The organism is Halomonas sp. BC1 (assembly GCF_002078135.1).
GTDB lineage: Bacteria > Pseudomonadota > Gammaproteobacteria > Pseudomonadales > Halomonadaceae > Vreelandella > Vreelandella stevensii.
This window is the reverse complement of sequence record NZ_LFGS01000007.1, coordinates 20,563-37,293: the sequence shown is the minus strand read 5'-3', so window position 1 is coordinate 37,293 and position 16,731 is coordinate 20,563. Positions and strand designations below refer to the sequence as shown.

Annotated in this window: 16 protein-coding genes; 12 read left to right on the top strand and 4 right to left on the bottom strand. The window is 61.7% G+C overall.

The window, feature by feature from the left end:
• Nucleotides 1-41 precede the first annotated feature (41 nt).
• From B7L72_RS06845 to urtE, 6 genes are all read left to right on the top strand, one after another.
• Nucleotides 42-1,541 (top strand): tripartite tricarboxylate transporter permease, encoded by a 1,500-nt coding sequence (locus tag B7L72_RS06845; RefSeq protein ID WP_081135920.1) that lies wholly within the window; start codon nucleotides 42-44, stop codon nucleotides 1,539-1,541.
• Nucleotides 1,542-1,883: 342 nt separating this feature from the next.
• Nucleotides 1,884-3,236 (top strand): urea ABC transporter substrate-binding protein, encoded by a 1,353-nt coding sequence (gene urtA / locus B7L72_RS06840; RefSeq protein ID WP_081135922.1) that lies wholly within the window; start codon nucleotides 1,884-1,886, stop codon nucleotides 3,234-3,236.
• 80 nt (nucleotides 3,237-3,316) lie between these two features.
• Nucleotides 3,317-4,924, top strand: a complete 1,608-nt coding sequence (urtB, locus tag B7L72_RS06835) for an urea ABC transporter permease subunit UrtB (RefSeq protein WP_081193398.1) — start codon at nucleotides 3,317-3,319, stop codon at nucleotides 4,922-4,924.
• Between the two features lie 6 nt (nucleotides 4,925-4,930).
• A complete protein-coding gene (gene urtC / locus B7L72_RS06830; RefSeq protein WP_016915369.1) occupies nucleotides 4,931-6,073 on the top strand; it encodes an urea ABC transporter permease subunit UrtC in 1,143 nt (380 codons plus the stop codon).
• Entirely contained in the window at nucleotides 6,070-6,906 is an 837-nt protein-coding gene (gene urtD / locus B7L72_RS06825; RefSeq protein WP_081193396.1) for an urea ABC transporter ATP-binding protein UrtD, read from the top strand. The genes urtC and urtD overlap by 4 nt, the downstream gene beginning before the upstream one ends.
• Entirely contained in the window at nucleotides 6,906-7,613 is a 708-nt protein-coding gene (gene urtE, locus B7L72_RS06820; protein ID WP_081193394.1) for an urea ABC transporter ATP-binding subunit UrtE, read from the top strand. Before urtD ends, urtE begins: the two co-directional genes overlap by 1 nt.
• Before the next feature lie 16 nt (nucleotides 7,614-7,629).
• On the opposite strand, the gene B7L72_RS06815 is transcribed toward urtE, so the two are convergent.
• Both B7L72_RS06815 and parS read right to left on the bottom strand, forming a co-directional pair.
• Entirely contained in the window at nucleotides 7,630-8,094 is a 465-nt protein-coding gene (locus tag B7L72_RS06815) for an RES family NAD+ phosphorylase (protein ID WP_081193392.1), read from the bottom strand.
• Nucleotides 8,091-8,540, bottom strand: a complete 450-nt coding sequence (gene parS / locus B7L72_RS06810; protein ID WP_016915365.1) for a type II RES/Xre toxin-antitoxin system antitoxin — start codon at nucleotides 8,538-8,540, stop codon at nucleotides 8,091-8,093. Before parS ends, B7L72_RS06815 begins: the two co-directional genes overlap by 4 nt.
• 212 nt (nucleotides 8,541-8,752) lie before the next feature.
• On the opposite strand from parS, the gene B7L72_RS06805 reads away from it, so the two are divergent.
• On the top strand, nucleotides 8,753-10,117 hold the full coding sequence (locus B7L72_RS06805) for a diguanylate cyclase (protein WP_081193390.1): 1,365 nt from the start codon (nucleotides 8,753-8,755) through the stop codon (nucleotides 10,115-10,117).
• Between the two features lie 18 nt (nucleotides 10,118-10,135).
• A complete protein-coding gene (locus B7L72_RS06800) occupies nucleotides 10,136-10,681 on the top strand; it encodes a copper chaperone PCu(A)C (RefSeq protein ID WP_081193388.1) in 546 nt (181 codons plus the stop codon).
• Between the two features lie 21 nt (nucleotides 10,682-10,702).
• On the opposite strand, the gene B7L72_RS06795 is transcribed toward B7L72_RS06800, so the two are convergent.
• Both B7L72_RS06795 and B7L72_RS18180 read right to left on the bottom strand, forming a co-directional pair.
• Nucleotides 10,703-12,067, bottom strand: coding sequence for a PepSY-associated TM helix domain-containing protein (locus B7L72_RS06795; protein ID WP_139788459.1), 1,365 nt, complete (start codon nucleotides 12,065-12,067; stop codon nucleotides 10,703-10,705).
• A 265-nt stretch (nucleotides 12,068-12,332) separates the two neighbouring features.
• Nucleotides 12,333-12,770 (bottom strand): DUF2946 family protein, encoded by a 438-nt coding sequence (locus tag B7L72_RS18180; RefSeq protein ID WP_139788458.1) that lies wholly within the window; start codon nucleotides 12,768-12,770, stop codon nucleotides 12,333-12,335.
• 352 nt (nucleotides 12,771-13,122) lie between these two features.
• Here B7L72_RS18180 and B7L72_RS06790 point away from each other — a divergent pair, with 352 nt between their 5' ends.
• The 4 genes from B7L72_RS06790 (at nucleotide 13,123) to ureC (ending at nucleotide 16,678) form a co-directional block, all read left to right on the top strand.
• Nucleotides 13,123-14,007: an urease accessory protein UreD gene (locus tag B7L72_RS06790; protein WP_081193384.1), complete on the top strand. Its 885-nt coding sequence runs from the start codon at nucleotides 13,123-13,125 to the stop codon at nucleotides 14,005-14,007.
• 33 nt (nucleotides 14,008-14,040) lie between these two features.
• Entirely contained in the window at nucleotides 14,041-14,343 is a 303-nt protein-coding gene (ureA, locus tag B7L72_RS06785) for an urease subunit gamma (RefSeq protein WP_016915359.1), read from the top strand.
• A 237-nt stretch (nucleotides 14,344-14,580) separates the two neighbouring features.
• Nucleotides 14,581-14,904, top strand: coding sequence for an urease subunit beta (locus B7L72_RS06780; protein ID WP_081193382.1), 324 nt, complete (start codon nucleotides 14,581-14,583; stop codon nucleotides 14,902-14,904).
• A 58-nt stretch (nucleotides 14,905-14,962) separates the two neighbouring features.
• Nucleotides 14,963-16,678 (top strand): urease subunit alpha, encoded by a 1,716-nt coding sequence (ureC, locus tag B7L72_RS06775; RefSeq protein ID WP_081135936.1) that lies wholly within the window; start codon nucleotides 14,963-14,965, stop codon nucleotides 16,676-16,678.
• The last annotated feature ends 53 nt before the right edge of the window (nucleotides 16,679-16,731 follow it).

Here is a 16,731-nt window from a genome sequence, read left to right as displayed (position 1 = left end):
TGCCCACGCACCTGCCGTAGTTTTTTAAGAGAGATACGCCCATGGATGCCTTGAACAACTTGATGTACGGCTTTGGCATCGCGCTCGAGCCCATCAACATCGCTTACGTCTTTGCCGGTGTGTTTGCTGGTACCATCATCGGTATGTTGCCGGGCCTCGGCCCGATCAGTGCCCTGGCGCTGATGATTCCGATCACCTTCTCAATGGAGCCTGCATCAGGCCTGATTCTGATGGCGGGTGTGTATTACGGGGCCATTTTCGGTGGCTCGACTTCTTCTATTCTGCTCAATGCGCCGGGGGTGGCGGGCACGGTCGCCACCTCTTTCGATGGCTACCCCATGGCCAAGCAGGGGTTGGCGGGCAAGGCGCTGGCCATTGCCGCCTACGCGTCGTTCATTGGCGGCACCGTCTCCATCGTCTTCTTGATGCTGGTGGCGCCGCTGCTTTCCAAAGTGGCGGTCAGCTTTGGGCCTCCCGAATATTTCGCGCTCATGGTGCTGGGCCTGACGGCGGTCGTCTCGCTGTCGGACAAATCGCTGGTGAAGGGCCTGATTGCGGCGGTGATCGGCGTCATGATCTCGATCGTCGGCATCGACATGCAAACCGGCACCGAGCGCTACACCTTTGGCTCGATTCAGCTGCTCGACGGCATCGACTTCCTGGTCGTGGCGCTGGGTATCTTCGCCCTGGCGGAAGTGTTCTACATGCTGCTGCGTGGGGGCGGTGGCAAGGAAGCGCCGCGCAATGCCATTGGCTCGCTCAAGCTGAGCGGTAGTGAAATGAAGCAAATCGCAGGTCCTGTCAGCCGCAGCTCGGTGCTGGGCTTCTTCACCGGCGTACTGCCGGGGGCCGGTGCCACCATTGGTTCTTTCCTGGGCTACAGCATGGAAAAACGCCTGGCCAAGGATGGTGACACCTTCGGCAAGGGCAACATCAAGGGCGTGGCAGCTCCCGAAGCGGCCAACAACGCTGCCTGTACCGGCTCGTTCGTACCGCTGCTGACCCTGGGGGTGCCTGGCTCGGGCACCACGGCGGTGCTGCTGGGTGCGCTGCTGGTCATGGGCGTGACGCCTGGCCCCATGATGCTGGAGCAGCGCCCGGACGTGTTCTGGGGGGTCATTGCCAGTATGTACATCGGTAATATTTTCCTGCTGGTACTCAACCTGCCGCTGATTCCGCTGATCGCCAAAATTCTCGATATGCCGCGTCCGCTGCTGCTCTCGATGATCCTGATCTTCTGCATGATCGGTGTTTACGGCATGAGCTTCAGCGTCTTCGACCTGCTGCTGCTGCTGGGCTTCGGCCTGATCGGCCTGGGCTTGCGGCTGTTCGGCTTCCCCACGGCGCCGCTGATTCTGGCGCTGATCCTGGGCAGCCTGATGGAAGAGTCCATGCGTCGCGCACTGCAGATTTCCGGCGGTGACTGGTCCATCTTCATCGACAAGCCTATTTCACTGTCACTGCTGATCATTGCGGCTCTGTCGCTGGGCATGCCGCTGCTGAAAAAGCGCCGCAAGCAGAAGGCCATGGCCGCCAAATAAGCGATTGTTGGGTGGTGGTGATGGAGTGAGTTTTGGCGTTGTCAGCGCCCGGGGGGAACCCCGGGCGCTTTTTTGTGTGCATGCACCCCTCTTTGGTGCAAGGCGCTTTGCTGGTGCATGACAACTGTGCATGGTGCCTCTCGGCTTGCCCTGAATTAGTGCGTCTGGCGCAATGCGGGTTTTTTTGAGTATCGCTAACTGTCTGATTGTCATTGTCTTAATAGGCTTTGATTCAATCTGGCGCACCCCTTGCAGTGTGAAAGGTGGATTAGCCCACGGCGGGCGAATGCCCGCTCTACGCGCCTATAACAAGCCCCTTCCAAGGGGTGCAAGGAGGTTCAAGTGACCACATCGCAACGCAAGACACACCCTCGTACCCTTGGCCGTTTTGCCACGGCCGCCTTGGCCGCCGCCATCATGGGCGCCAGCGCCCAGGCCGTTGCCCAGGACAACGACCCAATCAAGGTGGGTATTCTGCACTCCCTCTCTGGCACCATGGCCATCAGCGAATCGACTCTGAAAGACACCGTCGAAATGCTCATCGACCAGCAGAACGAAGCCGGTGGCCTGTTGGGGCGTCAGTTGGAAGCCGTGGTGGTCGACCCCGCTTCCAACTGGCCGCTGTTTGCCGAGCGCGCCCGCGAGCTGCTGGCCCAGCATGAGGTAGACGTGGTGTTCGGTAACTGGACCTCGGTATCCCGCAAGGCGGTATTGCCGGTGTTCGAAGAGCTGAACGGCCTGCTGTTCTACCCGGTACAGTACGAAGGGGAAGAGTCTTCCGAGAACGTCTTCTACACCGGCGCGGCACCCAACCAGCAGGCCATTCCTGCGGTGGAGTATCTGATCAACGAAGTCGGGATCGAGCGTTTCGCGCTGATCGGCACCGACTACGTCTATCCGCGCACCACCAACCGGATTCTGGAAGCCTTCCTGAAGGATGAGCACGGGGTGGCCGAAGAAGACATCATGGTCAACTACACCCCGTTCGGCCATTCGGACTGGCAGAACATCGTCTCTGAAATCCGTCGCTTCGGTGAAGAGGGCAAGCCCACGGCGGTGGTCTCCACCATCAACGGCGATGCCAACGTGCCGTTCTACCGTGAGCTGGCCAACCAGGGGATCGATGCCGCGGATATTCCCGTCATCGCCTTCTCGGTGGGTGAGCAGGAGCTGTCCGGTATCGATACCGGGCCGCTGGTGGGCCACCTGGCCGCCTGGAACTACTTCATGAGCGTGGACACCGACGCCAACTACGACTTCATCGACGCCTGGATCGACTGGACGGGCGATGAAGAAGCGGTCACCAACGACCCCATGGAAGCCCACTACATCGGCTTCAACATGTGGGCCGAAGCGGTGCGCAAGGCGGGTACCACCGATGTCGACGCGGTGAAAGATGCCATCATCGGCGTGACCGTGCCTAACCTTTCCGGTGGCTATGCCGCCATGATGCCCAACCACCACATCACCAAGCCGGTATTGATCGGTGAAGTGCAGGACAACGGCCAGTTCGACATCGTCTGGCAAACGCCGTCCACCGTGGCAGGCGATGCCTGGTCGGATTACCTGCCGGGTTCTCGCGACCTGATTGCTGACTGGCGTGCACCGATGCGCTGCGGCAACTTCAACGTCGCCAACGGCTCGTGCGGTGGCAGCACCGCAGCAGAAGAAGCCGAAGCGGCACTCGCCGAGTAACCCCCCTCCCTTGCCGCGAGCCTTCGCGGCAAGGGAGCACGCTATCTCTCCCCATTGATGATCACCAAAGGAAGAACCCCATGAGGCGTTTCCTTTCTGGGGTGTTGTGTCTGCTGCTGCTCAGCATGGCGACGTTGTCGCAGGCACAAACCCCCACCACACCTTCTGATGACGACGCGGCACTGGCGCTGCTGGAAGCGCTGGACGTGGAGAACTTCCGCGCCAAAGGCGAGGCCATCAACGCCATTGTGCAAAGCGACGACGAACGCGCCCGGGATTGGCTGCAAGCCTTGCTCGATGGCCGCCTGCAGCGCACCAGCGAGGGTCGCTTCGTCGTGGTGTTGAACAACACCGGGCGTGACTGGCCCGTGGCCGATGCCTTGACCGACGAGCCGCTGGGCGAGATGTCCCGCCGCGACCTCAACCGTATCGGCATCAACAACGCCCTGCGCAACCAGCTGCGCAGCGCCATCGCCGTGGTCGACCTCTACTCCCCCAACGTGGAACGCCGCCGTACCTCCGCCGAGCGCCTGCTGGGCGAAGTGGACGAGACGCTGGCCGAGCCTCTGGAAGCGCTGATTGCCGAAGAAGAGGATAGCCAGGTGCAGCGCCGGTTAGCGCAGGCACTGGCCATTTATCAAACCGAAGCGGGCCAGATGGAAGGCGTGGAAGCGCTGCGTGGCAGCCTGCATCCGCGTGCCCGTGTGGCGCTCAATCGCGCGGCCAATGGCGATGACCCGGTGGTCGCCGACGCGGCCAGAGAAGCGCTCCTCAGCATCGAGCAAAACCTCAAGCTCAATCGTGGCCTCGAAACGCTCTACTTTGGCCTGAGCCTGGGGTCGGTACTGGTGCTGGCGGCCATCGGCCTGGCCATCACCTTTGGCGTCATGGGCGTGATCAACATGGCCCACGGCGAGCTGATGATGCTGGGCGCCTATACCACCTGGATGATGCAGCAACTGCTGCCGGGCCAGCCGGGGCTGGCGCTGATTCTTTCCATTCCGGCGGGCTTCATGGTGGCCGCCCTGGTGGGCATTGCCATCGAACGGGGCGTGATCCAGTTCCTCAAGGGCCGCCCGCTGGAAACGCTGCTGGCCACGTTCGGTATCAGCCTGATTCTGCAGCAGCTGGTGCGCACGGTGATCTCTCCGCTCAACCGCACCGTGGTGACGCCCGAGTGGATGAGCGGCTCGCTGGTGATCAACGATGCGCTCTCGCTGACCCTCAACCGCATGTTCGTGCTCGGCTTTGCGCTGGTGGTGTTTGCCGGGCTGATGCTGATCATGCGCCGCACGCGGCTGGGGCTCGAAGTGCGCGCCGTGACCCAGAACCGCGCCATGGCACGCTCCATGGGCATCCGGGCCACTCGGGTGGACATCATGACCTTCGCGCTGGGTTCCGGCGTGGCGGGGCTGGCCGGTGTGGCGCTGTCGCAGCTCACCAACGTCGGCCCCAACCTGGGCCAGAACTACATCATCGACTCGTTCATGGTGGTGGTGTTCGGTGGCGTGGGTAACCTGTGGGGCACGCTGGTGGCGGGGCTTTCACTGGGTATCATCAACCAGGTGCTGGAGCCTTGGGCGGGTGCCGTGCTGGCCAAGATCATCGTGCTGGTGTTCATCATCCTGTTCATTCAAAAACGCCCGCGTGGACTCTTCCCGCAGAAGGGCCGGGCTGCGGAGGGCTAACCCATCATGATGACATCATCTTCTCAACGGTTCTGGCTGCTCCGCCCGTTCGGCGAACGGGCCACTCAGCTCTTTCTCGGCGTGCTGCTGGCCGCCCTGGTGCTGGTCACCGTACTGCACGTGGCAGTGCCGCAAGGGCATCCGCTGCATGTCAACGCCTACACCGTGAACCTGTTCGGCAAGTACCTGAGCTATGCGCTGCTGGCCGTGGCGGTGGACCTGGTGTGGGGCTATCTGGGCATTCTGAGCCTGGGCCACGGAGCGTTCTTCGCCATTGGCGGCTACGCCATGGGCATGTACCTGATGCGCCAGATTGGCGACCGTGGCACCTACGGCCACCCGGTACTGCCCGACTTCATGGTGTTTCTGAACTGGGACAGCCTGCCCTGGTACTGGCTGGGCTTCGATATGGCCTGGTTCGCCTTTGCCATGGTGCTGCTGGCCCCTGGCCTGCTGGCGCTGGTGTTCGGCTTCCTGGCGTTCCGCTCGCGGGTGACCGGGGTGTATCTGTCGATCATCACCCAGGCGCTGACGTTTGCCCTGATGCTGGCTTTCTTCCGCAACGAGATGGGCTTCGGCGGCAACAATGGCCTCACCGATTTCCGTGAGCTGCTGGGCTTCAACTTGCGCAGCAACGACACGCGGCTGGGGCTGTTCATTGCCACTGGGGTGGCGCTGGCGCTGGGCTACATCCTCTGCCGTGCCATTGTCACCAGTAAGCTGGGCCGCGTGTGCGTGGCCACCCGCGATGCCGAAGCGCGTACGCGTTTCATCGGCTACCGGGTCGAACGCTTCCAGCTGTTCGTGTTCGTGGTCTCGGCCATGCTGGCGGGCCTGGCGGGGGCGCTTTATGTGCCTCAGGTAGGCATCATCAACCCCAGCGAATTCTCGCCGCTGTTCTCCATCGAAATCGTGCTCTGGGTAGCACTGGGTGGGCGAGCCACGCTGTATGGGGCCGTCATTGGGGCGATTCTGGTCAACTACGCCAAAACCGTGTTTACCGGGGTCATGCCGGATGCCTGGCTGTTTGCCCTGGGCGCGCTGTTCGTACTGGTCACGGTCTTCCTGCCCAAGGGCGTCGCGGGCCTTTTGAGCCACGTGAAGCGCCGTCGCAAAGCCGAACAACCGCCTACGGAGGCTGCAGCATGAGCCTGATACAATCGCTGAAAGCACGCGACCGAGTGTTCGACTTCATGGCGGGGGAAGCCTCGCCGGTGGACGTTCGCCACGGCCCGATTCTGTACATGGAAGACGTGACGGTGAGCTTCGATGGCTTCAAGGCCATCAATAACCTCAACCTGACCATCGACGACGGCGAGTTGCGCTGCATCATTGGCCCCAACGGGGCCGGTAAAACCACCATGATGGATATCATCACCGGCAAGACCCGCCCCAACCAGGGCAGCGTCTGGTTCGGCAGCCGCCATAACCTGCTGCAAATGAACGAGCCGGAAATCGCCAGCCTCGGCATTGGCCGCAAGTTCCAGAAGCCCACGGTGTTCGAAGCGCTCAGCGTGTTCGACAACCTGGAGCTGGCCATGGCCGCCGACAAGCGCATCTTTCCCACGCTGACCGCCCGCATGACCAGCGAGATCAGCGACCGCATCGACGACGTGCTGGACACCATCGGCCTGACCGCGCTGCGCTTCCAGCCTGCCGGGATTCTCTCCCACGGCCAGAAGCAGTGGCTGGAGATCGGCATGCTGCTGATGCAGCGCCCGCGCCTGCTGCTGGTGGACGAGCCGGTGGCCGGGATGACCGAGCAGGAGATGGAGTGCACTGCCGAGCTGCTTACGGGGCTGGCTGGCAAACAGTCGGTGGTGGTGGTGGAGCACGACATGGGCTTTGTACGCTCGATTGCGCGCAAGGTGACCGTGCTGCACCAGGGCAGCGTGCTGGCCGAAGGCAGCATGGATCAGGTCTCCAATGACCCGAAAGTGGTCGAAGTGTACCTGGGCGCGGACGAGGAGGAGATGGCCTGATGCTGACCGTCGACAAGTTGAACCAGTTTTACGGCGAAAGCCACACCCTGTGGGATCTGGACCTGGAGGTGCCCACCGGGCAGTGCACCTGCGTGATGGGCCGCAACGGGGTGGGTAAAACTACCCTGATGAAAGCCATCATGGGGGAAGTGGCGGTGAAGAGCGGCCAGCTGCGCTACCAGGGCAATGATGGCGAGATCGAACTCACCAAAAAAGCCGTGGAGGCGCGCTCGCGCCTGGGTATCGGTTTCGTGCCCCAGGGGCGGCAGATTTTCCCGCTGCTGACGGTGGAGGAGAACCTGCGCACAGGGCTTGCCGCCCGAGGCGACGGGCTGAAAAAAATTCCCGAGCGCATCTACGAGCTGTTTCCGGTGCTCAAGGAGATGAAACACCGCCGTGGCGGCGATTTGTCCGGTGGGCAACAGCAGCAGCTCGCCATTGGCCGCGCGCTGGTCATCGAACCGAAACTGCTGATTCTGGACGAGCCCGGCGAGGGCATTCAGCCCAATATCGTCGCCCAGATTGGTCAGGTGATTCGCCAACTCATCAAAGAGGACGGCCTGACGGTGCTGCTGGTCGAGCAGAAGCTACCCTTCGCCCGCAAATACGCCGACCGCTTCGTGATCATGGACCGCGGCCGCCCGGTGGCCAAAGGCGATATCAGCGAACTCTCCAACGAGCTGATCAAACAGCATTTGACGGTTTGAGTTATCCACACCCGGTTTACAGCCGCGGATCGGGTTGAAACGGCAATTCCTCGACGCTGGCGACGGCGTGCTCGAACAAGGGGTGGGCCGGGTTGAGCATGTAATTAAGCTCTCTCGGCACCACCACGCTGGGCAGGGCCAGCGCCAGGCTCTGGCCGGAGGCTAGCCAGCCATCGCCCAGGTCGGCGGTTTCCGCAGGTGCTGGCGCTTCCCGCCAGTTTTCGGGTAAATCTTCCGTTCCAACGCTCAAAATGCTCTGATTGGGCAGCGTCAGTCGCAGCAGCGCATAGGCATTGAGCAGCCGATAGCTTTCCAGATGCACCATGATTTCCAGCAGTGCCAACGACTCTGAGCTGGCTACGTACACACAGGCATTGCCTGGGCTGTTCCAGCGCCCGCCGTAAAGCCGTGCGCCCTCGCCATCAAACGCGCTCTCCTGAAACTTGCGCTTCACCAGCCGGTAAGCGGTGACCTCGCTCATACCGAGACCCCGTGCTCCAACCGCCCGATCAGATTCAGCACCGTCTGGTACTCCGCCGAGGTGGCGCTCATTTCAACGGGGCGACGTCCGCCTAGCCCGGCATTGGGTTTGAGCAGCCAGGCGCGGGCACCCTCCGCGTCCCCCTCGAACAGATCCAGCGCCGCTTTGAAAAGCTCGGCAAAGCGATACAGCCGGTCGCTTTCCGCCATCTTGAAGCGGCCTGACTTGGCGCGGCGGCTCAGTGTGGCGGAAGGGATATCCACATAGCGCGCCAGCGCCTTCTGCTCGATACCGGATACCTTGGCAAGCCTTGGGTATACTCGGTACTCCACCCCCTCATGCAGCAGCTCATGCAGCTTACGCCCTCGGGCAGGCAGGCCAATTTGCTGCCAATAGCCGGAGGCCACGGCTTTGGTGGGTTGATATTGGGAGAAGGTAGCGGTCATTGGGGACCTCCTGTTGATATATTGCCTCTATATCAAATGGTATATTCGAGGTTGGTCTCCGCGTCAAGGCAGCGCTTGCCTCTGGGTGAGTGAACGATGAAGTTAGCGCCACAAACCGCACCAAAAGGCCCAAAACCTTGCTTTGGGTGCGTATTGACTCACCTTGTTTATGTGTAACATGGTCGCTTTCCGCAAAGGTTATCGGGTGGGGTATGCGCTACAAGGATAAACATCAGCTGGCTGCTGAGTGGTTGACGCTGCTGGAGCGTACGCCGGTGGCACTGCGCCAAGCCGTCGAGCAGCTGGCCCATGCCCGCCGGGCGCCGTTTGCCGAGCACTTTTACCGGGTCATGCTGGATGACCCCCATGCCTCGCTGTTTCTCTCCAACGAGCAGGTCGAAAAACGCCTGCATCCTTCCATGCAGCGTTGGCTCAGTGCCATGTTTGCCGTCGAGCACGCGGATCTCGAGGCGCTGGTAGAACACCAGGAGAAAATAGGCCAGATACATGCGCGCATCGACATTCCGGTAAACCTGGTGCTGAGCGGTGCCCGGCAGCTGAAGCAGGTGTTTTACGAACAGATCAATCGCTCGATCCAGGCGCCGCTGTCGGCGGGCGAGGCGGCCGTGTACGTTTCTGACCATATCGACATGGCCATGGAGATCATGAGCCATGCCTATTCGGTGGCCAATAATCGCCATGCGCGCACCGAAGAAGCCTACAAGCTTTTTTCGCTCACCCAGAGTATCGGTGATGAGCGCGAACGGCAGCGGGCGGCGCTGCTCAACTGGGAAAATGCGCTGATGTTTGCCGTGGCGGCGCAGCAGGAGACCAGCGCCTTGCCCCGCCTGGCCAGCTCCGAATTTGGCCTGTGGTATTTGCACAAGGCGTGCCATGCCTTCGAAGGCGCGCCGGAGGTTGCCGTCATTTCGCGACATATCCATCTGGTGGACGACCAATGGATGGCGCAGTTGACGGATGCCGACAGCGCATTGCGCCTGGCCGCGCTGAGCCATATTCGGGATGCAGCGCGCACGATTCTGATGCTGCTGGACGATATTCTGGACCGTGCCTCGGGGCTGGACGCGGGTCGCGATAGCCTCACTCGCTTGCTGAACCGTAAATTTCTGTCGGTGGTGCTGAACCGTGAAATCGAGCTGGCTCGGCGCTCGGAGAAGTGTTTTGCCTTGCTCATGGTGGACATCGATCACTTCAAGTCGATCAACGATACCCATGGCCATGATGCGGGCGATAACGTGCTGCAGCAGGTCGCCAGTATTCTGGATCGCTCTACCCGAGGCGGCGATTACGTGTTTCGGATGGGCGGTGAAGAGTTCTTGATTATTCTGGTGGATACGGACCCGGACGGAAGCCGCCTGTTCGCCGAGCGGCTACGCCAGGCGGTGGCCAAAGAGCCGATGCTGGCGGCGGCGGATACGCTGCTGAGCGTTACCGTGAGCGTAGGACTCACGTTGCACGACGGCCACCCGGATTATCAGCATTCCATGCAGCGCGCCGACCAGGCGCTCTATCAGGCAAAACGCAGTGGACGTAACCGTGTGGTATGCGTCAATTGAAAACAGGGAGTTCATCCAATGATACGCCGTTTGACCTTGGGTACCGCGTTGGCGAGTGCCATGATCATGCTGCAAGCCCCTCTGCTTGCGGCGCACCACGGTGGTGAACACCACGAAGTGGCTCCTGGGCATGCACCGGATATGGTGGTCAGTCAGCCATGGAGTCGGGCAACGCCGCCAGGGGCGGGGGCTGGGGGAGGTTTCGTGACGATCACCAATCAGGGCAATGCCGACGATACTCTGGTAAGTGCTTCCAGCCCGCTGACCGAGCGGGTGGAAATACACACCATGGAGATGGATGGCGATGTCATGCGCATGGCACAACTGCCTGGTGGCATTGAAATTCCGGCCGGTGAAACCGTCACCCTGGCGCCGGGTGGTCTGCACCTGATGTTCATGGAACTCGCGTCACCCATCGTCGAAGGGCAGGCGATTCCTGTGACACTGGAGTTTCGCCATGCCGAGCCAGTGGACATCACGCTCGAGGTGTTCCCGGCAGGTGAATCGCCGGAAGGTGGCCACCACGGGGATGGCCACACGCACTCGCATTCCCACACCCACTAGGTGCTGGAAACGGGCGTCTCGCTAGCCAGCGCCAGCGAGACGCCGGGCTTGCAACGGCCGCACGATGCACCAATCGATGACCAGCATCACCAACAGCGACGCGCCTACCAGCGGAAACAGCAGCCCGCCGATGACCAGCAGGGCGATGAGCCCGCGGAACACCCGCGTGTCGGCAGGCAGGGGCGGTACGCCCATGGCGCCCGAGGGGCGGCGTTTCCACCACATCACACCTGCCGCCACGCACATCACGATGATAGCCAGGCAGACGGCCAGCAGGAACAGCTGATTGGCCAGACCAAACTCCTGACCCAGATGGACGTTGATGCCGAACTCCAGCCAGCGGCCCAGGGGGCCGTAATCGGCGTAGCTCATGTCGATCAGCGGCTCGCCGCTGTACTGATCGAGATGGATTACCCGCTGCTGGGCCAGGTCATCCGGATAGAGGGAGCCGGTGTAGACGCCTGCCGCCGTCGTGGGCAGGTTGACGACATAGCCCTGCTGTAGCCCCAGCTCATCCAGAATGGCCACGATGCTGTTTAGCCCAAGGCGGGGCGTGGGCGCCGCCGGTGGGGTGGACTCCGGCACCTGGGCCTGCTCCAGCGACCAGCTGGTGGTGCCTTGTTCGCTCAGGTAAGCATTGGACATGGGCACTTCCACCCGCACCCCCGAGGAGTAGCCGAAGTTGTTGCCATTGGCCCACTGGTTGACCTGCCCACCCCATACGCCCGACCACGGCATGCCGGTAATGGCCAGAAACACGATAAACCCACCGATAAAGATCCCCAGCACCGCATGCAGATCACGCCAGAACACCCGGCTTTTGGGTTTGCCGCGCACGCTCACCACGCCGCCGCTGCCTTGGCGCGGCCACCAGAGGTAAATGCCGGTAGCGACCAGCAGGATCGACCAGCCCGCCGCTATCTCGATCAGCTTGCGCGGGGTTTGTCCGAAGAACTTGAAGCTATGCAGGTAGCGCACGGTCCACATCACCGTGCCCCGGTCGTCCAGCGAGCCCAGTACCTCGGCGGTATAAGGGTTCACATAGATCGCCAAGCGTTCGCCTGACAGCGTGTTGACGGTGATCTCTGCCGAGCTGTCGGGCGTGGCGGGGGACGTGTATTTCACCGCCGTGCCGGGGTACTCCTGCAGTGCCGCACTGACCTGAGCGGCGGCGGGCTGGGCGGTTTCTTGAACCGCCACGCGTTTGAGATCGGAGTGGATGAGGGCGTCCAGCTCGTCATCGAATAAGTACAGGGCGCCTGTCAGGGAGAGGGTGATCAGAAAGGGCAGTACCAGCAGCCCGGCATAGAAGTGCCAGCGCCAGACGGCGCGATACAGATCCAGCGCGGCTTTGCGCGTCGGGGGAGATGCGGAAATAGTCGACATGTGAGTGCTCCAGAGCCGCTGCATAGCGGCGAGCAGCAACACCTCCCGGAGGAGGCGTTGCCACTGGGTAACAGGTGGGCAAGGCGCTAAGAGGGTGTCTACAAACTACTGCGCTAGGCCATGCGGCGTTGAAATCAGCCTCAAAATGCTCATTTACACCTCGTAAACTCCGCTTTTTCGGCTGATTTAGCCTTGCCTTGCCTGGCCGTCGCTCGTGACATTTGTAAACACCCTCTGAGTGCGCCTGCCCCGCGCAGTCATGGGGTTAACTGGCCTGCTGCAAGGGGGGAGCACGCGGGCAAGCGTGGGGGTAATCGAGCCACACCACCGCCCGTTGGGAGAACGTGTTTGGCAATGGCGACGCGTCGATAAACGCCCTGCTGCCAATGGCTGGGAGGTGGTTGGGTGCCGAGGGTGACTGCTGCCAGACACCGCAGTAATCACACTGGTGGTGCCAGTGCTCCAGCGCGTGGGAAGAGGGTGGTATCGGGTCGGCGTGGCGGTGGCACAGGGCATGTTCGTCGTGATGGGCATGACCTGAGGCGTGGGAGGCCTGCAGTTGGGAGAGCAGCGGCCCGGCAAACAGCAGGTAGATCGCGACGAACGCCAGATAAAGCGCTGCGCGATACCAGAGAGAGTCGGCAGACCGAAATGGATGCATCCCTACCACACTGATGAACGTTGTCAGGGCAAATGATGTCATGCCACGAGCTTGGCATGACACGAATCTGGCCGTGAGAGTGCTGTACCCGCAAGCCACGCCCGCACAGTTTACAGGGTTCGCGCTGAACACAATACGGTTAGCTCATTGCGTCACGGTGTCGCGCGGACCTTGGCATGACTTTTTTTGGTGCGTACTTAAAGCGCCGCGCTTTTTTTATGTTCTTTTTTGGTGCAAAAAGCGACTGGTTTCCCTGGTGGGAGGGGGCCTGCCAGCAAAGAGCCTGTGCCGAGACAGGGGCTATGACAAGGGCTATGGCGGCGCTTTCACCATTTTGGCGCATTCCTTGCATTTATCAGGCCATGTCTTGTTCAACCAGAAGTGACGACACCCCATGACGACAAGCGAATCCGCCCTGCCAGAGGCTGCCTCTGGCCACCGCTTTGATGCAGAGCGCCGCTGGGCTGCGTCATTGGCGCTGCGCTTCGCGGATCGCCAAGGCGTGACGCGGCTCATACAAGCGCGCCACCAGGGGCCGCTACGGGTGCAGCGCCCGTTCTACCCGGAAGGCAGCCAGGAAGCGTGCCACGTTTACGTGTTGCACCCGCCCGGCGGGCTGGTGAGCGGTGATGCGCTGACCATCCGTGCCCATGTGGAACGCGGCGCCCACGCGCTGCTCACCACGCCCGCTGCCAACAAGCTTTACAAAGCCGACAGCCAAGGAGTTGCCTGGACCCAGCTCACCGAACTCACGGTGGAGGCGGGCGCTACCCTGGAGTGGCTGCCTCAGGAGACCATTGCATTCAATGGCTCCAGGGGCCACCAGCGCACCCATATTGCGCTGCACGGTGACGCCCGCTGCTTGGGCTGGGAAGTGATGGCGCTTGGCCGCCCGGCCAGCGATTTACCCTACGTTTCCGGGCAGATCGAGCAGCACTTCCGCCTGACTCTGGACGGCAAGCCGCTATGGCTGGAGCGCCAGCCGCTGGACCCCGCACACCCGCGCTTCGTGGGCCGCTGGGGGCAGGGCGGCGCGACGGTGCAGGCCACGCTTTGGGCCGTGGGGCTCGATGATGCCCCGGCGGCCATCGAAGCACTGCGCGAGGCGCTGCCGGATAACCCCCGCTGGGCAGTGACGGAGCGCCATGGCGTACTGCTGATGCGCTATTTAGGTGCATCCCGAAACGAAGCCTGGGCCCTGTGTGAACACGCCTGGCAGCTACTACGCCCGCGCTGGATCGAACGCGATGCGCATACCCCGCGTATTTGGCTAACCTGATTGGCAACACCTCGATGATGCTGGAGACACTCCATGGAACTGACCCCAAGAGATAAAGACAAGCTGATGCTGTTCACGGCCGCCCAGCTTGCCGAGCGGCGCAAGGCGCGCGGCCTGAAACTCAACTACCCCGAGGCGGTGGCGCTGATTAGTTTTGAAATTATGGAAGGCGCACGAGACGGCCGCAGCGTCGCTGACCTGATGAGTTACGGCCGCGAGATCCTCACCCGTGACGATGTCATGGAAGGCGTGGCCGAGATGGTCGATGAAGTGCAGGTGGAAGCCACCTTCCCCGATGGCACCAAGCTGGTCACCGTACACACCCCTATCAACTAGGCTCTACCTGAAAACTGGCTGCGCTTGACCATACGGCGTTAAAAATCGGCTCAAAGTACTCATTTACAGCTCGTAAACTCCGTCTTTGGACTCGCGACATCCTTGTCGCTCGCTCTTTGAGCAGCGGAGCTGCCCAAATCGTCAATCCTGACGATTTGTCGCCGATTTTTGCCTTGTCTGGTCTTCGCTCGCCGACTTTTCAGAAAAAGCCTAATCATCCACCGCTAGGAGAGCGCCATGATTCCCGGTGAGTATCAGTTGCACGAAGAGGATATCGAGCTGTGTGCGGGTCGCGAACGCATCAGCGTAGAGGTGGCCAATACCGGCGACCGCCCTATTCAGCTCGGCTCCCACTACCATTTTGCCGAAGCCAATCCGGCGCTGGTGTTTGACCGCGATAAAACCCGTGGCTACCGGCTGGACGTCGCCGCAGGCACCGCCATCCGCTTCGAACCCGGCCAAACCCGCGAAGTCACGCTGATACCGTTCGTCGGCAAGCGGGAAATCTACGGCTTCCGTGGCGATGTGATGGGGCCGCTGGATCGTCCTCTGAATAGCTAATGGCGTCAGGCGATTAGGCTCCCCACTGCCAAGCTTCATCTTTTAGGAGAGGCAATACATGAAACCGGTAAACAGAATCAGTCGGCGCGCCTACGCCGATATGTACGGCCCCACGGTAGGCGACCGCGTGCGCCTGGGCGACACCGAGCTATGGATTCAAGTCGAAAAAGACGCCACCCACTACGGTGAAGAAGTGAAGTTCGGCGGCGGCAAGGTGATCCGCGATGGCATGGGCCAAAGCCAGCGCCAGGATGCCTCGGTGATGGACACCGTGATCACCAACGCGCTGATTCTCGACTGGTGGGGCATCGTCAAAGCCGATGTGGGGCTGCAAAATGGCCGCATCGCTGCCATTGGCAAGGCAGGCAACCCCGACACCCAGCCCGATGTCGAGATCGTCATTGGCCCCGGCACCGAAGTGATTGCCGGTGAAGGCAAGATCCTCACCGCTGGTGGCATCGACGCCCATATCCACTTCATCTGCCCCCAGCAGGTGGAAGAAGCGCTGATGAGCGGCGTTACCACCATGCTGGGCGGTGGCACTGGCCCCGCCACCGGCTCCAACGCCACCACCTGCACCCCCGGCGAGTGGCACATTGGCAAGATGCTCCAGGCCGTGGACGACCTGCCCATGAACATCGGCCTGCTGGGCAAAGGCAACGCCAGCCTGCCGGAAGGGCTCGAGGCGCAGCTGGAAGCCGGTGCCATGGGCCTCAAGCTGCATGAGGACTGGGGCACCACCCCCGCCTCCATCGACACCTGCCTGAGCGTGGCGGAAAAGTACGATGTGCAGATCGCCATCCACACCGATACGCTCAACGAATCCGGCTTCGTGGAAGACACCCTAGCGGCCTTCAAAGAGCGCGGCATCCACACCTACCACACCGAAGGTGCAGGCGGCGGCCACGCCCCGGACATTCTCACTGCCTGCTCCAAGGAGTATGTGCTGCCGTCCTCCACCAACCCCACGCGGCCCTACACGGTGAACACCATCGACGAGCATCTCGACATGCTCATGGTCTGCCACCACCTGGACCCCAATATTCCCGAAGACGTGGCCTTTGCCGATTCACGTATTCGTCGCGAAACCATCGCCGCCGAGGATATCCTCCACGACCTGGGCGTGATTTCGATGATCGCCTCTGACTCCCAGGCCATGGGCCGGGTGGGTGAAGTGGTTTGCCGCACCTGGCAAACGGCCCATAAAATGAAAGTGCAGCGCGGCTTGTTGCCGGAAGATGAAGCGCTGGGGGCTGACAACCTGCGCGCCAAGCGCTATATCGCCAAATACACCATCAACCCCGCCATTACTCACGGCATCGCCCATGAAGTAGGCTCCATTGAAGTGGGCAAACTGGCCGATTTGGTGCTGTGGAAGCCCGCCTTCTTCGGCGTCAAACCGGCGCTGATTTTGAAAGGCGGCATGATTGCCGGAGCGCCCATGGGCGACCCCAACGCCTCGATTCCCACGCCGCAGCCGGTGCACTACCGCCCCATGTTCGGCACCTTTGGCCGGGCGGCCAGCCAGGTAAGGCTCAACTTCGTCAGCCAGGCGGCCATCGATGCGGGCATCAAGGAGCGGCTGGGCCTGCAAAGTACGCTGTCGGCCTGCAAGAACGTGCGCGGCGTGCGTAAAAAGGACATGAAGCTCAACGACGCCTGCCCAGAGCTCACCGTCGACCCGCAAACCTACGAAGTACGCTGCGACGGCGAACTGCTCACCTGCGAACCCGCCACTGAACTGCCGCTGGCGCAGCGGTATCACTTGTTTTGAATGTAAGACATATCCTAGGCGACACGAGAGCCGGGGGCAGCCCGTAGAGAGGG

Bases quoted from the DNA above. Each gene is read 5' to 3' on its own strand.
- B7L72_RS06845 (WP_081135920.1), top strand. From the start codon at position 42: ATGGATGCCTTGAACAACTTGATGTACGGCTTTGGCATCGCGCTCGAG.
- urtB (WP_081193398.1), top strand. From the start codon at position 3,317: ATGAGGCGTTTCCTTTCTGGGGTGTTGTGTCTGCTGCTGCTCAGCATG.
- urtC (WP_016915369.1), top strand. From the start codon at position 4,931: ATGATGACATCATCTTCTCAACGGTTCTGGCTGCTCCGCCCGTTCGGC.
- urtD (WP_081193396.1), top strand. From the start codon at position 6,070: ATGAGCCTGATACAATCGCTGAAAGCACGCGACCGAGTGTTCGACTTC.
- urtE (WP_081193394.1), top strand. From the start codon at position 6,906: ATGCTGACCGTCGACAAGTTGAACCAGTTTTACGGCGAAAGCCACACC.
- B7L72_RS06815 (WP_081193392.1), bottom strand. From the start codon at position 8,094: ATGAGCGAGGTCACCGCTTACCGGCTGGTGAAGCGCAAGTTTCAGGAG.
- parS (WP_016915365.1), bottom strand. From the start codon at position 8,540: ATGACCGCTACCTTCTCCCAATATCAACCCACCAAAGCCGTGGCCTCC.
- B7L72_RS06805 (WP_081193390.1), top strand. From the start codon at position 8,753: ATGCGCTACAAGGATAAACATCAGCTGGCTGCTGAGTGGTTGACGCTG.
- B7L72_RS06800 (WP_081193388.1), top strand. From the start codon at position 10,136: ATGATACGCCGTTTGACCTTGGGTACCGCGTTGGCGAGTGCCATGATC.
- B7L72_RS06795 (WP_139788459.1), bottom strand. From the start codon at position 12,067: ATGTCGACTATTTCCGCATCTCCCCCGACGCGCAAAGCCGCGCTGGAT.
- B7L72_RS18180 (WP_139788458.1), bottom strand. From the start codon at position 12,770: ATGACATCATTTGCCCTGACAACGTTCATCAGTGTGGTAGGGATGCAT.
- B7L72_RS06790 (WP_081193384.1), top strand. From the start codon at position 13,123: ATGACGACAAGCGAATCCGCCCTGCCAGAGGCTGCCTCTGGCCACCGC.
- ureA (WP_016915359.1), top strand. From the start codon at position 14,041: ATGGAACTGACCCCAAGAGATAAAGACAAGCTGATGCTGTTCACGGCC.
- B7L72_RS06780 (WP_081193382.1), top strand. From the start codon at position 14,581: ATGATTCCCGGTGAGTATCAGTTGCACGAAGAGGATATCGAGCTGTGT.
- ureC (WP_081135936.1), top strand. From the start codon at position 14,963: ATGAAACCGGTAAACAGAATCAGTCGGCGCGCCTACGCCGATATGTAC.